The sequence below is a fragment of the Diaphorobacter sp. HDW4B genome, assembly GCF_011305535.1.
Classification (GTDB): domain Bacteria; phylum Pseudomonadota; class Gammaproteobacteria; order Burkholderiales; family Burkholderiaceae_C; genus Diaphorobacter_A.
Window position 1 is genome coordinate 1,875,239 of sequence record NZ_CP049905.1, and the last position, 15,453, is coordinate 1,890,691.

The window sequence follows — 15,453 nt, forward strand, 5'->3', positions numbered from 1 at the left end:
CTCAACGCCCTCCCATTCTTGCGGGTGCCACGAGCAAGGCTTCGTCGGCACCAAACAGATAGACCTGCGCGGGATCGAGATGCAGGCTCACCGTCTCGCCCAATGCGAGGTAGTGCACACCCGTGATCTGCGCGACCAGATCGCCCCAGGCCGAACGCACATGCACAAAGGTGTCCGAACCGGAAATTTCCACCAGATCGACAACGCCCTGCACCGCCACATCACCGGGCCGCGCCTGCAGGCGCAGCGCACTCGAGCGGATGCCCAAGGTCAGCGCGCCGGACTGCGGTGCCTGCTTGCCCAGTTCAAGATAGATGTCGCCCGGCAAACGCAGACCCGTGCCCAGCGCCTGCACGGCCAGCAGATTCATCGGCGGATCGCTGAACGCGCGCGCCACGCGCAAGGAGTTCGGGCGATGGAACACTTCGGCCGTTGGCCCGTATTGCAGCAACTCGCCTTCATACAGAACAGCGGTAAAGCCGCCGAGCAGCAGCGCCTCGCCGGGTTCGGTGGTGGCGTAGACGACGGTCGAATCACTGGTCGCAAACAACTGCGTGAGTTCTTCGCGCAGCTCCTCGCGCAGCTTGTAGTCCAGATTCACGAGCGGCTCGTCGAGCAGCATCAGCGGCGCATTCTTGGCCAGCGCCCGCGCCAGCGCCACGCGCTGCTGCTGACCACCGGACAGCTCGGCCGGCAGGCGCTCCAAGAACATCTCGATGTGCAGCCGCTCGGCCAGTTCCTTCACGCGCGCATCGATATTTTTGTGCCCCTGCAGCTTGAGCGGCGACGCGATGTTCTGCGCCACGGTCAGCGAAGGGTAGTTGATGAACTGCTGGTAGACCATGGCGACATTGCGCTCGCGCACCGGCATGCCGGTCACGTCCTTGCCATCGACCAGCACGCGGCCGGTGGACGGCACGTCCAGCCCCGCCATGATGCGCATGAGGCTGGTCTTGCCAGCCTGCGTAGCGCCCAGCAGCACGGTGACCGCGCCGCTTTGCAGCGACAGGTTCATCTCCCGCAGCCACTGCTGGGAGCCCACCTTCTTGCTGATTCTCTCCAGAACCAACTCCATTGCGACCTTTCCACTCCGCGCCATCCTGGCGATTGAAGAACAAAGAACGGAACGCTGCGCTGCACTTGAAAACGGGTTCTCCGTGCCGCTTCGTTATTTTCGATTTCGGTCATTCTTGTTCTTTTTGGCGCGTTTCAAATTCGGGGTTACCCTTGATGCTTTCGTTTTACTTCGTTTTAAAGTCTCCACCCAAGGAGACGACAGACCCGCGTGAACACCAATCCTCGTCAACTGCTGCTGCTCGAAGAAGTCAGGCAGCACAAGAACGTCACCATCGAGCAGCTTGCCGACACGCTCGGAGTGACGCTGCAAACCGTGCGCCGCGATGTGCAGCGACTGGCCGAGCAAGGTCATCTGATGCGCTTTCATGGCGGCGTGCGCCTGCCCTCGTCCACCACCGAGAACATCGGCTATGTGCAGCGCCAGTTGCTCAATGACGAAGCCAAACGCGCCATTGCGCGCGAAGTGGCCAAGGCGATTCCAAACGGCTGCTCGCTGATCCTGAACATCGGCACCACCACCGAAGCCATCGCCCGCGAGCTGATGCAGCATCAGGGCCTGCGCGTGATCACCAACAACCTGAACGTCGCCGCCATCCTGGCCGACAACCCGGACTGCGAAGTCATCGTCGCGGGCGGCGTGGTGCGCTCGCGCGACCACGGCATCGTGGGCGAGACGGCGGTCGATTTCATCCGCCAGTTCCGCGTGGACATCGGCGTGATCGGCATCTCCAGCGTCGAGCAGGACGGCACGCTGCGCGACTTCGATCTGCGCGAAGTGAAGGTCGCTCAATCCATCATTGCGCAGTCGCGCGAGGTGTGGCTCGCGGCCGATTCGAGCAAGTTCGACCGCCCCGCGATGATCGAGCTTGCGCGGCTCGACCAGATCGACGTGCTCTACACCGACGCCGAGCCGCCCGCGCCCTACGCTTCACTGCTCGAAGAAGCTGGTGTCCAATGCGTGATCGCTTCGTGAAACGAACTCCCCCACACACTCTCCATGACCTCGTACCTCCTCGCACTTGACCAAGGCACCTCCAGCTCGCGCAGCATCGTGTTCGACGCACAGGGCCAGATCGTCGCGCTCGCTCAACGCGAACTGCCGCAGATCTATCCGCGCCCCGGCTGGGTCGAACACAGCCCCACGGAGATCTGGAACACGCAGCTCGCCACCGCGCACGAGGCGCTGACCAAAGCGGGCATCACTGCCAAAGACATCCGCTCCATCGGCATCACCAACCAGCGCGAAACCACGGTGCTGTGGAACCGCAAAACCGGCGCGCCCATCCACAACGCCATCGTCTGGCAGGACCGCCGCGCCGAACCCATCTGCGCCCAACTGCGAGAGCAAGGCATGGCCGAGACCATTCAGGCCAAAACCGGTCTGCTGGTCGATGCCTACTTCTCGGGCACCAAGCTGCAATGGCTGCTCGACAACGTGCCCGGTGCGCGCGAGCAGGCCGAGCGCGGCGAGCTGGCCTTCGGCACCGTCGATGCATGGCTGATCTGGCAACTCACCGAAGGCAAGCGCCACGTGACCGATGTGAGCAACGCATCGCGCACCATGCTGTTCAATGTGCACACCAACGAATGGGACGATGAGCTGCTCGCGCGCCTGAACATTCCGCGCTCGCTGATGCCCGAGGTGCTGCCATCGAGCGCCGATTTCGGCGCGACAAGCGATGCGCTGTTCGGCAGCAGCATCAGCATCGGCGGCGTCGCGGGCGACCAGCAGAGCGCGCTGTTTGGCCAAGCCTGCTTCAGCGCGGGCATGGCCAAGAACACTTACGGCACGGGCTGCTTCATGCTGATGCACACCGGCCACAACTTCCAGATTTCGCAGAACGGCCTGCTCACCACCAGCGCCGCGCAGACGCATTCGCGACCGGAATTTGCAATGGAAGGCAGCGTGTTCGTCGGCGGCGCGGTCGTGCAATGGCTGCGCGATGGACTGCGTGCAATTGAAAACAGCGGCGAAGTGCAATCGCTCGCCGAGAGCGTGCCGGACTCGGGCGGCGTGATGCTCGTGCCCGCGTTCACCGGCTTGGGCGCGCCCTACTGGAAGCCCGATGCACGCGGCACGATCACTGGCCTCACACGCGGCACAACGCTTGCGCACATCGCCCGCGCCGCACTCGAATCGATTGCCTACCAAAGCGCTGCGCTGCTGCTCGCAATGAGCCGCGACGCCGTGGCGGCAGGCGGTGCGCCCGTCACCGAATTGCGCGTCGATGGCGGTGCCAGCGTGAACAATCTGCTGATGCAGTTTCAAGCCGATCTGCTGGGCATTCCGGTGGTGCGACCCGCTTGCGTGGAGACGACTGCGCTCGGTGCAGCGTATCTCGCGGGACTGTCTTCGGGCATGTACCAAAGCACGCAGGAACTCTCCGCGTTGTGGAAGGCCGAACGCCGCTTCATGCCGACCATGCAGCGTGATCGCGCAGCCGAGTTGATGCAGCAATGGGAACACGCGGTGCGCCAGACCACGGCGGACTAAGAACGCGTTTCCCCAACGAAAAATGGCACCTCGCGGTGCCATTCTTTTTTTCGATGCTTCAGAGCAGACGCTTATTCGTTTTCGTCGGCCAGCAGCACCTTGTAGATGATCGCGCCGATGATCGCGCCCACGATCGGCATCACCCAGAAGAACCACAGTTGCGACATCGCAATCGATGGACCGAACACGGCCACGCCGGTGCTGCGAGCAGGGTTCACCGAGGTGTTGGTGACGGGAATCGAGATCAGGTGGATCAGCGTCAGGCACAGGCCAATCGCCACACCGGCAAAACCGCCCGCAGCGCGCTTGGCGGTGGCGCCCAGAATCACGATCACGAAGATCGCGGTCAGCACCACTTCGGCCACGAGCGCCGCCACCATCGAATAGCCGCCAGGCGAGTGCTCGGCAAAACCATTGGTGGCGAAACCGCCGATGTCGGCACCTGGCTTGCCAGTGGCGATCACATACAGCACGGCACCTGCCGCAATCGCGCCCAGCACCTGGGCAATGATGTAGCCCGGCAGTTCGGACGCCTTGAAGCGACCGCCCACCATCAGACCCACGGAGACCGCAGGATTGAAGTGACCACCCGAAATCGGGCCCAGCGCGTAGGCGCCGGTCAACACCGTCAGGCCGAACGCGAACGACACGCCGAGCAGGCCGATACCCACATTGGGGAATGCCGCCGCCAGCACCGCGCTGCCGCAGCCACCGAAAGTCAGCCAGAACGTGCCGATAAATTCAGCAGCCCATTTCTTGATGTTGGATGCCATATCCATTCCTTTTTGAATCAAACAACTTCTCACTCTTGCACTGCTGCGCTCAATCCGCACTGCCGCTGAAGCGGGCCCAAAATGCGCAGTCAATCCCGGCAAAATGCTACTCAGTCCGCGTGACGTCCGGTACCGAACAATGTGAACAATTCACCGCATTCCACGCAATATTCGTTGCCAAATGGATCAGCATTGGCATCCCCATTGGGAGATTCAATTCACGCCAACGCGGTTGTCTTTCTTTCGCACGCATCCGCTGCATGCAATGCAGACCGAAAGTCGCAACCACGCACACACAGAAAGCGCATGAACGTTCCGGCCCCGTTGATTCCATCGATATGCCTGCTTGCGGCCCTCTCGTTGACCGCATGCGGCACCGCATCTGCGCCGCATGCCGAGCAAACATCAGTGGCGCAATGCGAGATCACGAACAGCGCCGCACCGCGCTTCAAGCTGCTCGGCGAAGTGCGTTGGAACGTGGACCTGTCGTACGGCGGTGCGCCGGTTGGCGGGCTCTCGTCCATCGACTGGGATGCCGCGCGCGGCGAGTTCGTACTGGCGAGCGACGACCGTTCGGTGCATGGCCCGGCGCGTTTCTATTCGGCGCGCATGCAGTACGACGAACGCGGTCTGCACAAGGTCTGGCTGACGGGCATGCATGACCTGCTCAGCCCCGCGCAGCAACCGTATGCGAACGCACAGCAGGCCCACAAGGACATCGCCGTGCCGGATGCCGAATCCATGCGCGTCGTGCCCGGAACACATCGCCTGCTCTGGACCAGCGAAGGTGATTTTCCGCGCGGCTTTGGTCCCGAGCTCAACGAGATCCGACACAACGGGCATTGGCTGCGCCGCTGGCCCTTGCCTGCCGCACTCGCACAGATCGCGCCAGACAGCGGTCCGCGCAACAGCTTCACGCTCGAAGGCATGAGCTTCAGTCCCGATGGGCGCACGCTGTGGCTGTCGATGGAAGGCGCGCTCAAGCAGGACGGCCCCATGCCCACGCCCGGACATGCGGGCGCGCCGGTGCGCATCACCGCGCTCGATGCGGCCACGCACCAACCGATTCGCCAGATCGCCTATCAGCCCGATGCCCTGCCCGAGTCCATCGCCTTTCTGCCGCAGCGCGCGGTCAACGGCGTGAGCGACATCCTGGCCGATGGTGATGACCATCTGCTGGTGCTGGAGCGCTCGTTCTCGCTGGGCGAAGGCTGGGGCGCAAAGCTGTACCGCATCGACCTGCGCGCCGATGCTTCAAGCGATGTGCTGAACCTGCAGCGACTCGTGCCCGGTCAGTTCCGTACAGCCGCAAAAACTCTGGTGCTGGACTTCGCCCAAATCGGCCTGCGCAGTGTGGACAATCTGGAGGGCATGAGCTGGGGACCCCGTCTTGCAAACGGCGAGCGGGTGCTGGTGCTGGTGAGCGACAACAATTTCAACCCTGCCCAAGTCACGCAATTCATCGCGCTGGCTGAACTTGCGCGCTGCAAAGCCGAACAATTCACTACGGGCGCGGGCGTATAGTCGCCCGCACGCACTGCGTTTTCACACTTGAACCGTCAAAAGCACAATCCATGACCGATTCCACCACCTTCCCCACCATGGCCTTCATCGGCGGCGGCAACATGGCCAGCGCCATCATCGGCGGGCTGATCGCCAAGGGCGTTCCCGCGTCGCAGATTCTGGTGGTCGAGCCCTGGGATGAGGCACGCGCCAACCTGAAGAAGAACTTCGGCATCGACGCCCTGCCCGCCGCCTCGAACGCGCTCGCCAAGGCCCGCCTCGTGGTCTGGGCCGTCAAACCGCAGACTTTCAAGGACGCCGCGGCCGTCTCCGCGCAGTTCACGCACCAGGCCGTGCACCTGAGCATCGCCGCCGGCATCACCAGCGACAGCATTGCTGCCTGGCTGTCCACCGACCGCATTGTGCGCGCCATGCCCAACACGCCCGCGCTGGTGGGCAAGGGCATCACCGGCCTGTTCGCGCGTGCCGCCGTGACCACCGACGAAAAGCTGCTGATCGAAAAGGTGATCAGCACGACCGGCCAGTTCGTCTGGGTGAAGACCGAAGACCACCTCGACGCCGTGACCGCGATTTCCGGCTCCGGCCCGGCCTATGTGTTCCTGTTCCTCGAAGCCATGACCAAGGCTGGCATCGACATGGGCCTGCCCGCCGATCAAGCCCACCAACTGGCCGTGGCCACCTTCCAGGGCGGCTCGGAACTCGCGGCCCGCTCCAGCGAATCACCCGAGGTGCTGCGCCAGCGCGTGACCAGCAAGGGCGGCACCACGCACGCGGCCATCGTGCACATGCAGGCTCAGAAGGTGCCCGAGCATTTCATCGACGCCATGCGCGCCGCCGAAAAGCGCGCGCAGGAATTAGCAATCGAGTTTGGAAAGTAAATAGCTTTTCAAATACACTGCATGTTCCGGCCTGTCCCTCTGGCGCAACATGCAGTGTCCTCAATGCAACTGGCAAAACCCGACCAGCTTCACCGAATGCTTCAACTGCAGACGGCCCCTGCGCGTGGCCGCTCCGGCAGCAGCCACCGCTGACACCCAGAAAGCGCCACGCACCGCCGCTTTCAACGCTCCCGCCAAAGACATTCCCGCCGAAGCTGGTCGTACGGCACGGATCGTTGCCACCATCGTCGATGGCTTGCTGCTGGTGCTCGTCGCGGCCCTGCTGATCGGCGGCGGTCTCTGGCTTTCACAGAACGGCGGTGAAAATGGGGCGCGAGGCAGCTTCGCCCTGCTGTTGCTGCTGGCTGCGTTCGTGCTGCCGTTTGTTCTGCTCGGCTGGCTCGACAGCCTGGGCGGCACACCCGGCAAGCGCTTGCTGGGATTGCAGGTGCGCAACGCTGCCGGTCACATGCCGGGCGTGGTCTCCTCCACGCTCAGGCAATTGCTCAAGTACGTCACCAATCTGGGCCTGCCCTTCGTCTTTCATCTGGCCGATCGCTTTCTGTTCGGCAACGATGGCGCGCACAACGTCATCACCGGCAGCTACGTGGTGCGGCGCAGTGCCGATGCCGTGAAGATCAACCGCCACATCCAGTCCCACGAAGTGCGACGCGCAGGCATGCGCAGATTCGGCGGCATGCTGGTGCTGAGCGTGGTTTCCGTGCTGCTCACACTCATCGTGATCGCTATGGTCTACGGCGAAATCCGCGACGCGCGCCATCCCCAGGCCGCCGAAGCACGCAAGGCCATGAGCGAGATCGCGCGCTCGGTCAAACCCATCACGCAACTCGCCACCGCGCATTACACCCGCACTGGCCGCTTTGCCAACGACATGCAGGAGCTGGGCATCAACGCGCTTCCAGACGGCATAGCCGCGCTGCAGTTCGACCCGCGCAATGGCGCGATCACCGCCACGCTCTCGACCGCCGCTGGCGAGGCGCGGGCACAAGGAAAGCATCTCGCCTGGCTGCCTGTCTTCAAGCAACGCAGCGGCACCTCCGAACTCAAGAAATGGCGCTGCGGCAGCCCCGACATCGCCAAAGACGAACTGCCCTCGCTTTGCAACGACGACATGAGCGCCCTGGCAGCGCCCACCTCCTGAGCCTCCTGAAGAAGACCGAAAGACCCGCTTCATGACCCCACTCTCGCCGCAACTCATCGACGATTTCCGCCGTGCCGACAACAACGACGATTGGCTGCGTGCGCTGCAGATCGCCCAGCAGGCGATCTCCGAGTCGCCCAACAACGCCCATGCCCACGCCATGAGCGCACGCGCCCATTGGAGGCTGGGTGAAATGGCCGAGTGCGATGCCGATGTCGCGCGCGCCTTGCAGCTCGATGCGAACTGCGCGCTGGCCATCGCCACTCAAGCCGGGCGCTTGGCCGATGACGGTCAGACCAGCCAAGCCGTCGCCAAGCTGGACGAGGCCATCGACAAGCTCCCCGGCGACGCCAGCCTGCACATTGCGCGCGGTTGGCAGTTGCAGGAAGACGACCAACTGAACGACGCGCTGCTGGACTATCGCCAGGCCATCGCGCTCGATCCGCAGAATATGCGCGGCTATGTCAACGCGGCGGCGGTGCTAGGCTCCCTTGGCCGCAACAGCGAGGCTGCCGACCTGTGGGACAACGGCGCAAATGCCTGCCCCGACAACGGCCAGCTCGCCTACAACGCGGGCACGGCGCTCTATCAGCAGCACGACTACGAGCGCGCCATCGGCCATCTGGACCGTGCGCGCCAGATCATCGGCGAGCGCAACGATGTGCAGATGAATCGCGGGCGGACGCTGCAGATGCTGGGTCGCCATCAGGAGGCCATTGATGAATGGGTGCAGCTCTATCGCCGCGAGCCGCATTGGGACTGGGTGCTCAACGGCTTGGTCGAGAGCTACTGCCGGCTGGGCGACAACGCGAATGCGCAGCGCTATCGCTGGGAGCTGGATCAGCTCTCGGGCGACCATGAAGGCACGGTCAAACTTGGCTGGCTGCTGTTCCACGACCGCAAGAGCGAAGAGTTGATCGAGCTGGTCGAGCCGCTGGCCAAAGCCACGCATTCACGCCCGGAGTTCGGCCAGATGATGGGCATGTCGCTGCGCCGTCAGGAAAAATTTCCGGAAGCGCTGCAGTGGATGGAGCGCACCGTCGCCACGCACGACGACTACCACTGGGCGCGCGGCGATCTCGCCAACATCCTGTCCGAAATCTACAGCCGCCACGACGAGGCACTCAAGCACATCCAGATCGCCATTTCGATGGCTCCGGATTCGGGCTTTTATCGCCGCGTGCACGGCGAAATTCTGGAGCGCAAGAAGGGGCCCGGCAAGAAGGGCGGCTGGCTCAAGCGCCTGTTCGGCGGCTGATTCGCCGCCGCCCGTCCGCCCATCGCGGTTCAGGTCTTCTTCGAGCTGAAAGCGTTCTGGATGCTGGACTTGAGCTTGTTCAGGCCCTCGCCCACATCGTCCTTCCAGTCGTCCAGCTTGTCGTGCCATTCGGCGCTCTTCTTCTCGCTCAGCACGCGGCGGGCTTCCTTCGCGGCGGCGATGGTGGCCTCTTCCTGAGCGACCACCTCCTCCTGCACCACCCCGAGCGGGCGACGCAGCACCACGCCAGCGAGCGTGTCGGAGATGCCGTTGAGGGCGTCCGGAGAGTCCTCGCCCACGGTCGCGATCAGCGTGGTCGAGCCCGGCGGCATCGCCTGCATCATCTGGTCCAGCACGCTTGCGCGGTCCTGCAGTTTGTCGGCCGACACCGCACTGCCCACCAGCGCGCCGTACACGCCACCAAACAGCATGCCCAGCGGGCCTGCCAGCATGCCGATGAGCGAACCCACTAGCGTTCCCGTCAGCGGCCCTGTGGTTCCGCCTCCGTCAGAGGCCCCGTCCTTGATGGAAAAAGTGCCATCCGCGGCACGTTGCACCACGGCGGCGTTCTGCACCTGCAACTGGCCGGAGACCGCTGCGCCCTTCAGTTCCGAGAGCGCCTGGTAAGCCTTGCTTTCTTGCGCAAAGCTGATGAGGACGACGTTCTGTTCCATAGCTGTACTCCATTGACATCGGTTAGAAATAGCACGTGCAAATCAATGTAGTCGAGCGCGCCTCATCCCGTGTGACTCTTCGGGAAGTTTTTCACTCCGATACCAGCTGTTTCACGCCTCGCCCCAGATCGCCGAGCGCATGGAAATCGCGGCCATCTGGAAATCGCTGTTGAAGAAGCGCGGTGCTTCGCCTTCGTGCACGGCACCGGCTGCATGCAGCAGCGGCAGGTAGTGCTCGAACGTGGGATGCGCCATCTGCGTGACGCGGCCCAGATCCTGAAAGCGCGTGAGCGCCTGCAGATCGCCCGCCTGAATGCGCTCGGCGACATGCCGGTCGAACTCGATGGCCCAGTCGTAGGCCTGATTGGGCGCGGCGCTGGGCTGCATCGCGCGCAGGTTGTGCACAACGTTGCCACTCGCCACGATGAGCACGCCCTGCTCGCGCAAGGCACGCAGTTGCTGGCCGAGCGCGAAATGCTCCTGCGCAGCACGTCCGTAGACCAGACTGAGCTGCATCACCGGAATGTCGGCAGCCGGGAACATGGGCTTGAGCACGCTCCAGGTGCCGTGGTCCAGCCCCCATTCGGCGTCATCCACGAGCACGGGCTGATCGATGGAGGGCGCGTCCAAGCGCGAAGCGAGTTCGCGCGCCACGGCCGGTGCGCCCGGCGCGGGATACTGCTGCGCAAACAGCTCTTGCGGGAATCCGCCGAAGTCGTGAATCGTGCGCGGCTCGGCCATGCCCGTGAGCGCCCATTCGCTGCGCGTGAGCCAATGCGCGGAGACGCACAGAATCAGTTGGGGCTTGCCATGGCGCTGGAGCAGCGATTGCCCGAGCGATTGCCAGCTCTCGCGGTACTCGTTGTCCTCGATCGCATTCATCGGACTGCCGTGTCCCACGAACAGCACCGGCAGCCGCGGCGACGGCTTCAGCGACGCCAACCCGGCAGCAGCGGCGAGTTGATCGGGAGAACGGAAAGTGGTGGTGGAGGTCATGATGCTTCCCTATATGCGGACAGATCAGCGCAAAGCAAATCCAAGGACGACGCCGACGAAGATCGCCACACCCATCCAGTGGCTCTTGCTGAAAGCGGTGAAGCAGCCTTCGCGCGTGCGGTTGCGGATCAGCGTGAAGTGCCAGACCATCTGCGCCGCCGCCACGCCCATGCCCAGCCAGAACGGCCAGCCCAGGTGGTATGGCGCAATCGCCACGGCGGTGAGCCCCCAGCACAGCGCAAAGAACAGCATGATGCCAGCCACGTCAAAGCGCCCCAGCGTGATCGCCGAAGTCTTCATGCCGATCTTGAGGTCATCGTCGCGATCAACCATGGCGTATTCGGTGTCGTAGGCCAGCACCATGAACATGTTGGCCGTCCAGAGCAGCCATGCCGTGGCGGGAACCTCGCCGACCACCGCCGCAAAAGCGATCACGATGCCGAAGTTGAAAGCAATGCCGAGAAACGCCTGCGGCATGGCGAAAAAGCGTTTGGTGAACGGATAGAGAATCGTGAACAGCACCGCAGGCACGGACCACGCCACGGCCTCCCAGCGCGTGGTGAGCACCAGCCCCAGCGAGATCAACGCCAGCACCGCACCAAGCATCGAGGCCTCGAACACCGACACTTGGCCGCTGGTGATGGGGCGCGCCTTGGTGCGCTTCACATGCTTGTCGAAGTCGCGGTCGGCGATGTCGTTGATGCAGCAACCGGCGCTGCGCATCAGCACTGTGCCGAGCACGAACACGATCAGCAGATGCCAACCCGGAAAACCATCAGCCGCCACCCACAACGCCACCAGCGTGGGCCAGACCAGCACCAACCAGCCAGCCGGTCGATTGAAGCGGACCAGATCCAGATACAGGGACAGGCGTGAACGAGGGGCAACGGCGGACATGCGGACTATGGTTTTCAAAAGAGGAAAGACAGGGCCGCAACATATTGAGAGCGTTTGGAGAGTTTGCGGCTCGACGTTTATACGCCATGCAAGGCGATTGCAGGCCAGCGCGAGACGGTCTCCCCACTGTTCACTCAGATTGCGACGCAAGCGCGAGTGCCAGAAACTAAAAAGGCGCTGATCTTTCGACCAGCGCCAATTTGGCTCGCAGTGATTGTTTTCTTTGTTTAAGACAAGCGGGTCACGCCCGGCAGTTCGCAGGCGAACACGGCATTGCGCAGTGCAGCGATCGCTTCGTAGCGCGTGAAGCTGCGACGCCATGCCAGCACAACGCGGCGCATTGGAGGGCCACCGCCGTCTTCTTCCTTGATCGGCAGATAGCGGATGTGCGCATCGTCGCTCTTGCGGCGGCGCGATGTGGTGATCAGCGCGTCGCGTGGCACCGACAGGCGCGGCACCAGCGTCACGCCCATGCCGGCGGACACCATGTGCTTGATGGTTTCCAGCGACGAGCCTTCAAAGGTGCGGCGGATGCCTTCGGAGTTGCTCGCGTAGCGGGCGAACTCAGGGCAGACTTCCAGCACGTGATCGCGGAAGCAGTGGCCAGCGCCCAGCAGCAGCATGGTTTCGTTCTTGAGCTCGCCTGCAGACACATAAGGCTTTTCAGCCAGTGGATGGCTTGCGGGCACGGCGGCCATGAAAGGCTCATCGTACAGAGGGGCAAGCGCCAGACCGGTGTCGGGGAAGGGCTCGGCCATGATGGCGCAGTCGATTTCACCGGTGCGCAGCATTTCCAGCAGCTTGGCGGTGAAGTTTTCCTGCAGCATCAGCGGCATTTGCGGCGTACGCGCAATGGCGTGACGCACCAGTTCGGGAAGGAGGTAAGGACCGACGGTGTAGATCACGCCGAGGGTCAGGGCTCCGGCGAGCGGGTCCTTGCCACGCTTGGCAATTTCCTTGATCGCGGCGGCCTGTTCCAGAACGCTTTGCGCCTGACGGACGATTTGCTCGCCCAGCGGCGTGACGGACACATCACCGGCACTGCGCTCGAACAGCTTGATTTCCAATTCGTCTTCCAGTTTCTTGACCGCGACGGACAAGGTGGGCTGCGAGACATAGCACGCGTCGGCCGCGCGACCAAAGTGCTTCTCCCGGGCTACTGCGACGATATATTTGAGTTCTGTGAGGGTCATGTGATTTCCTGCAAGGCCATACAACATTTTGCACTGCGGCGCTGCCGACAGTATCGTGTGCGCGAATTCCATGCAAACCGCAAAAACAATTGGGCAACTCCAAACAATTGGAATCCACGGCTTTTTGCATCTATCGGCACCGAAACAGTGCGCAACAATGGCTATTTAAAAAGACTCGCGTCGCTTCCGAAAAATATCAACTTCATACAAGTACCTGAAAACCAAAAATATCCAAGTTATCGACGGGATCAGGCTTTCAAAAAATCCGATTTGCTTCCCAACCAACGCGCCACATGCCGCTCGGCCAGCGCCGGATACTCATCCAGCATTTGCGGAGCAGCATTGCGAGCCCAACTCAGCAAATCGGCATCGATAGATAAATCAGCAAATCGTAACAAAGCGTCACCGGATTGGCGCGCACCCAACAGTTCGCCCGGTCCGCGAATCTCCAAATCCCTTCTGGCTATCTCGAAACCGTCGTTGGTTTCTGCCATGGCCTTGAGCCGTTCACGCGCCGTCTGCGCCAAACGTCCGCTTTCACCAGTTGAATAAAGTAACACACATGCCGAAGCTGCCGCTCCACGCCCCACTCGCCCTCTGAGCTGGTGCAATTGGGACAGCCCAAAACGCTCCGCATGTTCAATCACCATGAGCGATGCATTCGGCACGTCGACTCCCACCTCGATCACCGTGGTGCTGACCAACACGCCCATCGTACCGCCCTTGAATTCTCCCATCACGTTTTTCTTTTCAATAGCGGGCATTCGCGAATGCAATAAACCCACCGTCACTCCCGGCAAGGCCTCGCTGAGCTCGACATGCGTGGCTGTGGCGTTGGAGAGATCCAGCGCCTCGCTTTCCTCAATCAGCGGACACACCCAATAGACCTGCCTGCCTTCCGCGACCTGCGCGGCGATGCGTTCGATCACCTGGTCCTTGCGGCTGTCGGAGATCACCTTGGTCACGATCGGCGTGCGTCCCGGAGGCAACTCGTCGATGGTGGACACATCAAGATCAGCAAAGTAGCTCATCGCCAAGGTCCGTGGAATAGGAGTTGCACTCATCATGAGCATGTGCGGCTCCATTCCCTGATCCTTGAGCTTCTGTCTGAGCGCCAGCCGCTGGGCCACGCCAAAGCGATGCTGCTCGTCGATGACCGCCAGCGCCAGGTTCTTGAACTTCACTTGCTCCTGAATGACCGCATGTGTACCAACAACCAGGGCCGCTTCGCCACTCTCGACCATTGCGAGCATTTGCGTGCGTTCCTTCTTCTTCTGCCCGCCCGCCAGCCACGCCACGCGCTTGCCACGGCTGGCCAGCAAGGGCTCGATCCAGCCGATGAGCTTGGAGAAATGCTGTTCGGCCAGAATTTCCGTCGGCGCCATGAGCGCGCACTGCCAGCCTGCATCCATGCAGATGGCCGCAGCCATGGCCGCCACCACGGTCTTGCCCGAACCCACATCGCCCTGCAGCAGGCGGTGCATGGGCGTCGCGCGCGCCAGATCGGCGAAGATTTCCTGACAGACGCGGCGCTGCGCGGCCGTCAGATGAAACGGCAGCACGCCTTGGAGCTGCTCATGCAGTGCGCTCGCATCCGGTGTGGGTTCGAGCTTGGGTGAGCGCAGGCGTGCACGTTCTCTTTTGGCCGTGAGCTGCGACAACTGCTGCGCCAGCAACTCCTCCGCCTTGAGCCGCTGCCAGGCAGGATGCGTATGGTCCTCCAATGTGACCAGCGCCACATCGGGCGTCGGATGGTGCAGAAAGAACAGCGAATCCTTGAGGCTCCAGAGCGGCTCGAAACCCTTGGCACCGCGCAGCGCGACCGGCGCAGGAGTCAGGTTCTGCCCCAGTGTTTCCGACAGATCCGCCCTGCGCAGTCCGCCCGCCACGGCGCGGCGCAGATAGGCCTGGGGCAGTTGGGCGACCGAGGGATAGACCGGCGTCAGCGCCGCAGGCAGCTCGCCCTCGGCCTTGCGAAACACCGGGTGCAGCATCTGCCGACCCCAGAACCCGCCTTTGACCTCGCCGCGCGCGCGAATGCGCTCACCCACGGCCATGGTCTTCTGGTGGGAGGGGTAGAAGCTGAAGAAACGCAGTTCGCACTCACCCGTTCCATCATCGAGCCGCACCACCAATTGGCGACGCGGGCGCATCTGGATTTCGCTGGAAACCACCACGCCCTCGATCTGCGACGGCTCTCCGTCGCGTGCGTTGCGGATCGGCGTGATGCGAGTTTCGTCCTCGTAGCGGTGCGGCAGGTGCAGCGCCAGATCGATGTCGCGCACCAGTCCCAGCTTGTGCATCGCCTTCTGGGGCGCGCTCAGCTCGGCCTTTTTCGGGCCGGAGGTGGATTTCGACGACGAGGACGAAGAAGAGGAGGATGAGGCCGGCATGTCGGCTGGGCTTGCGAATCGAATCGTTGAAAGGACGGGGGCAAAAGGCTATCACGTCTGTGACACTGTTTTCATGATACGACGCGTGCTGTGGGCTGCTTTACTCGCGACTGCGCGCAATTCCGTCTCGCGGT

13 protein-coding genes are annotated in these 15,453 nt (G+C 62.8%); 6 read left to right on the top strand and 7 right to left on the bottom strand.

Translation table 11 applies throughout. From position 1 onward, the window contains the following. Position 1 precedes the first annotated feature (1 nt). Positions 2 to 1,075 carry an ABC transporter ATP-binding protein gene (locus G7048_RS08675; protein WP_166067746.1) on the bottom strand — a complete coding sequence of 358 codons (1,074 nt, stop codon included), beginning with the start codon at positions 1,073 to 1,075 and terminating at the stop codon, positions 2 to 4. 210 nt (positions 1,076 to 1,285) lie between these two features. On the opposite strand from G7048_RS08675, the gene G7048_RS08680 reads away from it, so the two are divergent. Both G7048_RS08680 and glpK read left to right on the top strand, forming a co-directional pair. Next, on the top strand, positions 1,286 to 2,050 hold the full coding sequence (locus G7048_RS08680; RefSeq protein ID WP_166067747.1) for a DeoR/GlpR family DNA-binding transcription regulator: 765 nt from the start codon (positions 1,286 to 1,288) through the stop codon (positions 2,048 to 2,050). A 24-nt stretch (positions 2,051 to 2,074) separates the two neighbouring features. Continuing rightward, positions 2,075 to 3,571, top strand: coding sequence for a glycerol kinase GlpK (gene glpK / locus G7048_RS08685; RefSeq protein ID WP_166067748.1), 1,497 nt, complete (start codon positions 2,075 to 2,077; stop codon positions 3,569 to 3,571). A gap of 71 nt (positions 3,572 to 3,642) precedes the next feature. On the opposite strand, the gene aqpZ is transcribed toward glpK, so the two are convergent. Next, on the bottom strand, positions 3,643 to 4,344 hold the full coding sequence (gene aqpZ / locus G7048_RS08690) for an aquaporin Z (protein WP_166067749.1): 702 nt from the start codon (positions 4,342 to 4,344) through the stop codon (positions 3,643 to 3,645). A 306-nt stretch (positions 4,345 to 4,650) separates the two neighbouring features. Here aqpZ and G7048_RS08695 point away from each other — a divergent pair, with 306 nt between their 5' ends. The 4 genes from G7048_RS08695 to G7048_RS08710 are packed head-to-tail and all read left to right on the top strand — an operon-like array spanning position 4,651 to position 9,166. Further along, a complete protein-coding gene (locus G7048_RS08695) occupies positions 4,651 to 5,868 on the top strand; it encodes an esterase-like activity of phytase family protein (protein WP_166067750.1) in 1,218 nt (405 codons plus the stop codon). A gap of 50 nt (positions 5,869 to 5,918) precedes the next feature. Further along, on the top strand, positions 5,919 to 6,746 hold the full coding sequence (proC, locus tag G7048_RS08700) for a pyrroline-5-carboxylate reductase (protein WP_166067751.1): 828 nt from the start codon (positions 5,919 to 5,921) through the stop codon (positions 6,744 to 6,746). A 49-nt stretch (positions 6,747 to 6,795) separates the two neighbouring features. Further along, complete coding sequence (locus tag G7048_RS08705; protein ID WP_166067752.1) at positions 6,796 to 7,908, top strand: RDD family protein; 1,113 nt, start codon at positions 6,796 to 6,798, stop codon at positions 7,906 to 7,908. 31 nt (positions 7,909 to 7,939) lie between these two features. Further along, positions 7,940 to 9,166, top strand: coding sequence for a tetratricopeptide repeat protein (locus tag G7048_RS08710; RefSeq protein WP_166067753.1), 1,227 nt, complete (start codon positions 7,940 to 7,942; stop codon positions 9,164 to 9,166). A 29-nt stretch (positions 9,167 to 9,195) separates the two neighbouring features. Here the strand turns inward: G7048_RS08710 and G7048_RS08715 are convergent, their stop codons facing one another. The 5 genes from G7048_RS08715 to recG all read right to left on the bottom strand — a co-directional run bounded on the left by G7048_RS08715 (position 9,196) and on the right by recG (position 15,319). Next, positions 9,196 to 9,840 (bottom strand): DUF1269 domain-containing protein, encoded by a 645-nt coding sequence (locus G7048_RS08715; protein WP_166067754.1) that lies wholly within the window; start codon positions 9,838 to 9,840, stop codon positions 9,196 to 9,198. A 111-nt stretch (positions 9,841 to 9,951) separates the two neighbouring features. Continuing rightward, positions 9,952 to 10,836 carry a 4,5-DOPA dioxygenase extradiol gene (ygiD, locus tag G7048_RS08720; RefSeq protein ID WP_166067755.1) on the bottom strand — a complete coding sequence of 295 codons (885 nt, stop codon included), beginning with the start codon at positions 10,834 to 10,836 and terminating at the stop codon, positions 9,952 to 9,954. Between the two features lie 24 nt (positions 10,837 to 10,860). Next, on the bottom strand, positions 10,861 to 11,733 hold the full coding sequence (ubiA, locus tag G7048_RS08725) for a 4-hydroxybenzoate octaprenyltransferase (protein ID WP_166067756.1): 873 nt from the start codon (positions 11,731 to 11,733) through the stop codon (positions 10,861 to 10,863). 227 nt (positions 11,734 to 11,960) lie between these two features. Next, entirely contained in the window at positions 11,961 to 12,926 is a 966-nt protein-coding gene (locus G7048_RS08730; protein ID WP_166067757.1) for a LysR substrate-binding domain-containing protein, read from the bottom strand. Positions 12,927 to 13,174: 248 nt separating this feature from the next. Further along, positions 13,175 to 15,319 (bottom strand): ATP-dependent DNA helicase RecG, encoded by a 2,145-nt coding sequence (recG, locus tag G7048_RS08735; RefSeq protein WP_166067758.1) that lies wholly within the window; start codon positions 15,317 to 15,319, stop codon positions 13,175 to 13,177. Positions 15,320 to 15,453 lie beyond the last annotated feature (134 nt).